This is a genomic window from Thermodesulfobacteriota bacterium (assembly GCA_040755095.1).
GTDB lineage: Bacteria > Desulfobacterota > Desulfobulbia > Desulfobulbales > JBFMBH01 > JBFMBH01.
In genome coordinates this window covers 1-7627 of the sequence record JBFMBH010000173.1, presented here as the reverse complement: position 1 = coordinate 7627, position 7627 = coordinate 1, and the positions used below count along the sequence as shown (strand labels likewise).

4 protein-coding genes are annotated in these 7627 nt (G+C 68.5%); 2 read left to right on the top strand and 2 right to left on the bottom strand.

Annotated features, from left to right (window positions below; genetic code table 11):
• Positions 1 to 2332, top strand: a 2332-nt coding sequence (locus AB1634_17880; GenBank protein ID MEW6221385.1) for a DNA internalization-related competence protein ComEC/Rec2, incomplete at its 5' end; no start/stop codon positions are given.
• Here AB1634_17880 and AB1634_17875 read toward each other — a convergent pair.
• Entirely contained in the window at positions 2307 to 3494 is a 1188-nt protein-coding gene (locus tag AB1634_17875) for a PilT/PilU family type 4a pilus ATPase (protein MEW6221384.1), read from the bottom strand. The genes AB1634_17880 and AB1634_17875 overlap by 26 nt on opposite strands.
• Positions 3495 to 3525: 31 nt before the next feature.
• Positions 3526 to 4608, bottom strand: a complete 1083-nt coding sequence (locus tag AB1634_17870) for a type IV pilus twitching motility protein PilT (GenBank protein ID MEW6221383.1) — start codon at positions 4606 to 4608, stop codon at positions 3526 to 3528.
• 638 nt (positions 4609 to 5246) lie between these two features.
• On the opposite strand from AB1634_17870, the gene AB1634_17865 reads away from it, so the two are divergent.
• Positions 5247 to 7627 (top strand): transglutaminase domain-containing protein (locus tag AB1634_17865; protein MEW6221382.1); only part of this gene is annotated, 2381 nt, incomplete at its 3' end.

Genomic DNA, 7627 nt, shown 5'->3' with positions numbered 1-7627 from the left:
GCACGGCCAGCCTTTCTTCGCCCCGCCGCGGGATCCGAGCCATCTGGCGAGCCTGATTGCCGCCGAGGAGACCGCAGCCGTCACCGGCACCCTGGCGGCGGCACCCCAGCTGGACCAGGAGCGGACCCGCCTGCTCGTAGACGTCGAGGCCCTGCACCGGCCCACCGGCGACCAGCCGGCCCATGGCCGCCTGCGCCTGAGCCTGGCCGGCACACCGGGCGAGCCGCTCATGGCCGGCGACCGGGTTCGCGCCCTGGCCAGACTGGGGCCGGCCCGGGGCTTCGCCAACCCCGGCAGCTTCGACTATCCCCGCCATCTGGCCCGCCAGGGGATCTGGGTCTCCGGCTGGATCCGGGACCCCGGTCACCTGCTCAGGCTCCCCGGCGCTCCGGCCGCCCGGCCCTGGCAGGCCTGGGCCCAGTGCCTCAGGCAGCCGATCCTGGCCCTGGTGGAGCGCCATGCGCCGCCCCGGTACCAGGCCCTCTACCAGGCGATCCTGGTGGGGCAGCGGGCGGGCATCCCGCAGGATCTCCTGGACAACTTCGAGGCCTGCGGCGTCTTCCACATCCTGTCCATCTCCGGCGCCCACATGGCGGTGGTGGCCCTGTTTGCCGCCGGCTGCGCCCGCTGGCTGCTGGGCCTTTGGCCTGGCCTTCTCCTGCGCCTGCCCGCCCGCCAGCTGGCCGGGCTCTTTGCGCTGCTGCCGCTCACCGGCTATGCCCTGGTCGCTGGTCTTGAGATTCCGGTGCTGCGGTCCCTGATCATGGTGGTGGTGGTGCTGGCCGCTCTGGTCTGGCACCGGCAGGCCCGTCTGACGACCAGCACTGCCGCGGCCGGGCTGATCATCCTGGTGGCCCATCCGCCAAGCCTCCTGGACGTTTCCTTCCAGCTCTCCTTTGCCGCCATGCTGGCCATCGCCCTGGTGCTGCCGGTCATCCTCCGCCAGCTGCCCGCCATCACCGAGCGGCAGGCCGGCCTGCGCCAGCGCCTGGCCGCCTGGCTTGCCGGCTCCCTGGCCTTGTCCCTGGCCGCGGGCTTAGGCACGGCCCCGTTGGGGATCCTCCACTTCAACCGCCTGTCCCTGGTCAGCCCGGTGGCCAATGTCCTGGTGGAGCCCCTCATCGGCGCCTGGGCCCTGATCCTGGGCCTGGCCGCGGCCTTGGCCCTGCCGGTGGCGGAGCCGGTGGCTGGCCTCCTCGTTGCCATGGGCAGCTGGGGCCTGGCGGCGGCCGACCGGATGACGGCCTGGCTGGCCGCCCTCCCTGGCGCCGCCCTGTGGCTCACCACCCCCAGCCTGGCCGAGGTGGCGGCCGTCTATCTCCTCCTGGCCGGGATCCTGTGCTGGCGGACCGGACGCCTGGCCCGGGGTGCCGTGGCGGTGGGCCTGGCCGTGGCGATGGGCGTGCCCCTGGCCGCACACCTCGCCCGCAGCCGGGAGACCGCCACCCGGGTGACGGTTCTGGACGTGGGCCAGGGCGCTGCGGTGGTGGCCGAGCTGCCCCATGGCGTAACCGTGCTCCTGGACGGCGGCAGCACCGCCGGCCGCACCTTCAATCTCGGCCGGGAGATCATCGGCCGCTTCCTCTGGCAGCGCCGGATCCGCCGCCTGGACGGGATGGTGGTCAGCCACAGCCATGCCGATCACACCAACGCCCTGCCCTTTGTTCTGGGCGCCTTCCGGCCCCGGCGCCTGTGGACCAACGGCGAGCCAAGCCCCGGCGGGGAGCCGGAGTGGCTGGCCGCCGCCCGGCAGCTGGGCCTGGCCGCCGAGACGCCGGCCGCCGGCGAGGTCCTGCTGGCCACCGGTGAGGCCCGGCTGGCGGTGCTGTCCTCGCCCCTGGCCGCCACCGGGTCTCATGGGCCGCCGGCCCTGCCCCGGGGCCCGAACGCCGCCAGCTTGGTGGTGCGCCTTGCGGCCGGCCGCCACCGGCTGCTCTTTCCCGGGGATATCGATCAGGAGGCCGAGGCTGCCCTCCTGGCCGCCGGAGCCGACCTGGCCGCCGAGGTCCTGCTGGCCCCCCACCACGGTGATGGCAAGGCCTGCGGCCAGACGTTCCTGGCGGCGGTCGCGCCAAAGCTCATCCTGGCCTCCGCCGGCTTCGCCAACCCCTTCGGCTTCCCGGACCCGGCGCTGCCGGCCCGGGCCGCAGCCCTGGGCAGCCGCTTCCTGGGCACAGCGGACAGCGGCGCCATCACCGTGGTGGCCAGCGGCTCTGGCCTGGCGGCCTGGAGCTTCCGGCCAGACCGGGGCCAACCGGGACGGTCAGACCCGGCCTGGGTGCTGGCGGAGGATGTCGGGAAAGGGATCAGCGCCGGCGGGGACGGCCAGTGACCGCCTGGCCGTAGTCCTGATCCATGGCCAGGCCCTCGATCTCCGAGGTCCGCTCGCCCCGGGCGCTCTTGATCTGGTCCAGGCCCCGCAGGACAACATTGCGGCGGGAGGCATAGGCCACCGCGGTCTCCTCGGTGACCTGCCCGTCCTGGTAGCACTGCAGGATGTTCTTGTCGAAGGTGCGCATCTGGAAGGCGTCGCCGGCGTCGATGATCTCGTAGAAGGTCTTGCCCTCCGACTCGCCGGAGAGGATCGACTCCTTGACCCGCATGGTGTTGCTCATGATCTCGAACACCGCCACCCGGCCACCGCCGATCCTGGGCAGCAGACGCTGGCAGACGATCCACCGCACCGCCTCGGCGAGGCGGATGCGAATCTGGCGCTCCTCCTCGATGGAGAACATGCCCAGAATACGGTTGATGGTGTGTCCGGCGTCCACTGTATGCAAGGTGGACAGCACCAGGTGGCCGGTCTCCGCTGCGGACAGGGCGATCTCCACCGTCTCCCGGTCCCGCATCTCGCCCACCAGGATGACGTTGGGGGCCTGGCGCAGGGCGGCCCGGAGGCCGCTGGCAAAGGAGTCGAAGTCGATGCCCAGCTCCCGCTGGTTGAAGGTCGCCTTCTCGTGGGGATGGGCGAACTCCACCGGGTCCTCCAGGGTGATGATGTGCACCGCCTCCGCCAGGTTGATCTCCCGGAGGATGGCGGCCAGGCTGGTGGTCTTGCCGCTGCCGGTGGCACCGGTGAACAGCACGATGCCGTTCTTCTCCTTGGCAATGGAGTGGAAGGCCTCGGGCAGGCTCAAGCCGTCGATGCTCGGGATCTTGTTGGAGAGCATCCGCATGACGATGGAATACGAGCCCCGCTGGGAGAAGATGTTGACCCGGAAGCGGGAGCGGCCGGGCAGCTCGTGGGAAAGGTCACAGGAGCCGGTACTGAGGAGGTCGGCAGTAAGGCGCCGGTTGTGATGGATGAGGGCCAGGGCGAACTGCTCGGTCTGGAACGGGGTGAGGCTGGTCAGGCCGAAGTCGTTGGCCACCGGGAAGAGACGGCCGGCCGAGGTGGTCTGCAGGGGCTTGTTGACCGTGAGGTTGAGGTCCGAGACATTGTCCCGGGCGTCCAACATGAGGGTGATGATATGGGCAACGTCGGCGGGCTGCAGCATGGTCCGATTCCCCCTGCCGGCACCTCCATCAGACCTCGGTGAAGTCGATGGGCGGCGTTTTGAGGAAAGGCATGAACTTCGACTTCTCGATGCAGTTGGTGTAGGCAGCCTCCGGCGACACCCAGCCCTTCTTCAAGAGCTCCATGATGGCGTCGTCCAGGGTCTGCATGCCGTACTTCTTGCCGGTCTGCATGGCCGAGGGGATCTGGTAGGTCTTGCCCTCCCGGATCAGGTTCCGCACCGCCGGTGTGCAGATGAGGATCTCCAGGGCCGCACACCGGCCCTTGATGTCCACCCGCTTGAACAGGGTCTGGGAGACCACCGCTTTCAAGGCATCGGCCAGGGTGGAACGTACCTGGGCCTGCTGGTTGGCAGGGAAGATCTCGATCACCCGGTCCACGGTCTTGGCAGCGTTCAAGGTGTGCAGGGTGCCGAAGACCAGGTGGCCGGTCATGGCCGCCTCCATGGCCAGGGCGATGGTTTCCAGGTCCCGCATCTCGCCCACCAGGATGATGTCCGGGTCCTCGCGCAGGGCGCCCCGGAGGGCGGCGGCAAAGGAGCGGGTATGGGTGCCCACCTCCCGGTGGTTGATCACCGAGGACTTGCTCTGGTGCACGAACTCGATGGGATCCTCCACGGTGAGGATATGATCCCGCCGCTTCTCGTTGGCCTCGTTGACGATCGCCGCCAGGGTGGTGGACTTGCCGCTGCCGGTGGGGCCGGTGACCAGCACCATGCCCTTGGGCAGAAGGGCCAGCCGGGAGATCACGCCCGGCAGGCCCAGCTGCTGGCAGGAGAGGATGGAACTGGGAATCTCCCGGAAGACGGCAGCAATCCCGTTCTTCTGCATGAAGAAGTTGCCGCGGTACCGGGCCAGGCCTGGGATCTCGTAGCCGAAATCCACATCACCGGTCTCTTCGAAGGTCTTGATCTTGTCCTCGGGGACGATCTCGTAGAGCATGGCCTTGAGCTCGTCGTTGTTCAGGACCTTGTACTTGACCCGCTCCATGTCACCCCGGATCCGCAGCACCGGCTGCTGGCCGGAGATCATGTGCAGGTCCGAGGCCCCCTGTTCGTTCATCAGCCGGAAAAAGGCGTCGATCTGGGCCATGCTTCCTCCCTGTTGCGCGTGAGAAGACAAAAATCCAGCCGCCACTGCCGTGGAGAACGGCTGCCTTCCAGTGTAGCGCAGGCGAAAGAGGGGCTGCAAGGCTCGGCCCGGGGATTGGGGCGGACACAGCTGCCGTCGCCCCGGATCCGCGCCCATGGCTTCTTGGCGTTGGGGTGTCCGGCTGGCACACCGGAACGAACGTCGGCTTCATCTGCCCAGGCCCGGCCGAGCCCCTCAGCCGTTGCCCTGGAGCCAAACTCGGTGTCACGGCCAAAGGCTCATCAGGTGCCCAGTACGGCCGCCTGCTCCGGGCGGCATCATCGTCGTCTTCGCGGCGCCGGGCCATCTGCTTCTTGGGGCGGTACTCATGAGTTTCTGCCGCACCTCGGGTGCGGCGCTTTATTTTTCTTAAATAAATTCAAGTGGTTGAGGCTTAGCCTGACGGCTATGGAGGAATGCGCTCCAGTTGTAGCCGTGCTCTGCGAATAACATCAAGGGTTGTGCTGTTCTTCTATATGTGGTCCTTCGGTGGCCTGCGGGATATCGCCTGGGCTGCCCGGGATGCTGCAGGCGAGGCTGCGCCATCTGCTGGCCAGGGCCGGAGAGAGCCGCGGGCGGAGGAGAGAATTCATGACGAGGTGCGGGCGCTGGGCCGCCTGGTGGAGGAGTTGCGGCAGGCGGCTGGCCCGGCGGCGCGGCGAGCGGTCAAAGACCGGATCCGGCAGGCCAGGAGCGCCATCGAGGCCCAGGATGGCGAGCTGAGGCGGCAATTCGCGGCCACGGAGCAAAGGCTTCGGGAGAAATCGGTGCCGGCGGAGATCCTCCAGCGGCACCTGGAGTTTGTGGCAGAATACGAGAGCGGGCAGCGGCAGTTCATGGCCGAGGTGGAGGCGCTTGATCAGGCAGCCACGGCCGGGGAGGAAGACCAGGCCATCCGGCAGCTGCAGGACCGGTTCGAGGCGGCGAAGAGGCGTGTGAAGAGGCCGCGGATCGATTTCAACAACCTGCCGCACCGGGCGGCCGAGCCCACCAAGGCCGAGCCCCGCTTGAAGAAGGAGGATTTCCAGCCGGTCCGGCAGGCGAGCACCATGTCCGCCGAGGAGGCGTTTGCCATGCTCTTCCCCGGCACATTGCTGCCCGAAGCCGGCTATCATCCGGTGGCGCTGCCGCCGGGTATCCGGGTTGCCTCCCTGGGGCACGAAAGCGGCGGGGTGGATTCGGGTCTCGGTGGGGAGGCGGTAGTCGCGGATACGGAGGATGCTTCTTTCGGCCTGAGCCCCGGCGTCCTGCCGCCGGCCGCCGCAGTGCCCCCGGGAGGTCTGCTGCTGGCGCAGCTCAGTGATCTGCCCACCCCGGCCGATTTGGCGCCCTCGGTCGATGTCCAGGTCAGCCCGGCCATTGAGGCCAAGGCGGCGGAGCTGGGCCATGATCCGGTGCGGATCTACGAATGGGTCCGCAACAGCATCGAGTATGCGCCCACCTGGGGCGCCATCCAGGGGGCGGACTATTGCCTGCAGAGCCAGCTGTGCAACGCCTTTGACACCTCGTCGCTTCTCATCGCCCTGTTGCACGCCTCGGACATCCCGGCCCGGTATGTGCTCGGCACCGGCGAGATGGCGGTGGAGCGGTTCATGAGCTGGGTGGGTGACTTCACCGACGCCAACGCGGCCCTCACCTTTGCCCGCTCCGGCGGCATCCCGCTCTCCGGCGTGGTGGCCGGAGGAAAGATCACCCGGGTGCAGTTCGAGCATGTCTGGGTGGAGGCCTGGATCGACTACGTCCCGTCCCGGGGCGCCCGCCACCGTACCGGCCATGGCGACACCTGGGTGCCGCTGGATGCCAGCTTCAAGCAACACACGTACACCCAGGGGCTGGATCTTGCGGCAGCCGTGCCCTTTGACGCCCAGGCTTTTGCCGACCAGATCGTGGCTACCGCCACTATCGACCAGGAGCAGGGCTCGGTGACCGGCGTCGACCAGGCCTTCATCGAGCAGACCATGGCCGATTTCCAGACCCGGGTGGCGAGCCACCTCGAGGCCAACTACCCGAATGCCACGGTGGGGGAGGTCCTGGGCACCAGGACCATCCAGACCGAGACCTATCCGTACCTTCTGGGCACCCTGCCGTACCAGACCGTGGTGGCGGGTGTGAAGTCCAGCGAGCTGCCGGCCAGCCTCCGGCACAGCTTCAGCCTGCGCATCGAGGGCAAGGCGCCGATTTCGTATTCCGCCTCCCTGCCGGAGCTGGCGGGCAAGAAGATCACCCTCTCCTACGCCCCGGCCACCCAGGCGGACGAGGACCTGATCAGCTCCTTTCTGCCGGCTGCCCATGCGGACGGCACGCCCATCACGCCCGAGGAGCTGCCAACCTCCCTGCCGGCCTACCTCATTCAGTTGCGGCCCGAGCTGCGGCTCGACGGCCAGGTGGTGGCCACCGGCGGCGCCGTGACCATGGGCACCACCGAGGACTGCCATCTCACGATGACCTTTCCGGGCAAAGGCGCCTTCCCGGTCCACAACACCATCGAGGCTGGCGACTATGCGGCCATCGCCCTGGATCTGGGCCGGATTGCCCAAGCCCAGTTGGCCGCGGTAAAGGCCAAACTGGAGACCACCAAGGCCCGTTTGGAGGCGCAGGATTTCGCCGGCCTGACCAGGGACGATCTCCTGGGCGACCTGCTTTTCACCACCGCCGTGGGCTATTACGCCGAGTACGATGTCCTGGACTACCTGTCAGCCCGGACCATGCAGGTGAACAACCTGCGGCTGCCCTCCGAGGCCCTGTTCGCCAACGACCTCAAGTTCACGTACTCGTTCTATTCCGGCCGCGCCATCTCCGCCCAGCCCGGCGGCCTGGTGATGGACGTGGACTTCAACACCGTGGTCGCCCAGGCCCGGGACGGCAACAAGGCCACCTTCCTCCAGTTCATGCGCGCCACTGGCCTCACCTCCTCGGCCCTGGAGCACGCCGTGCCCGAGCAGCTCTTCTCGACCCCGGAGAATCCCGCCCAGGGGGTCAG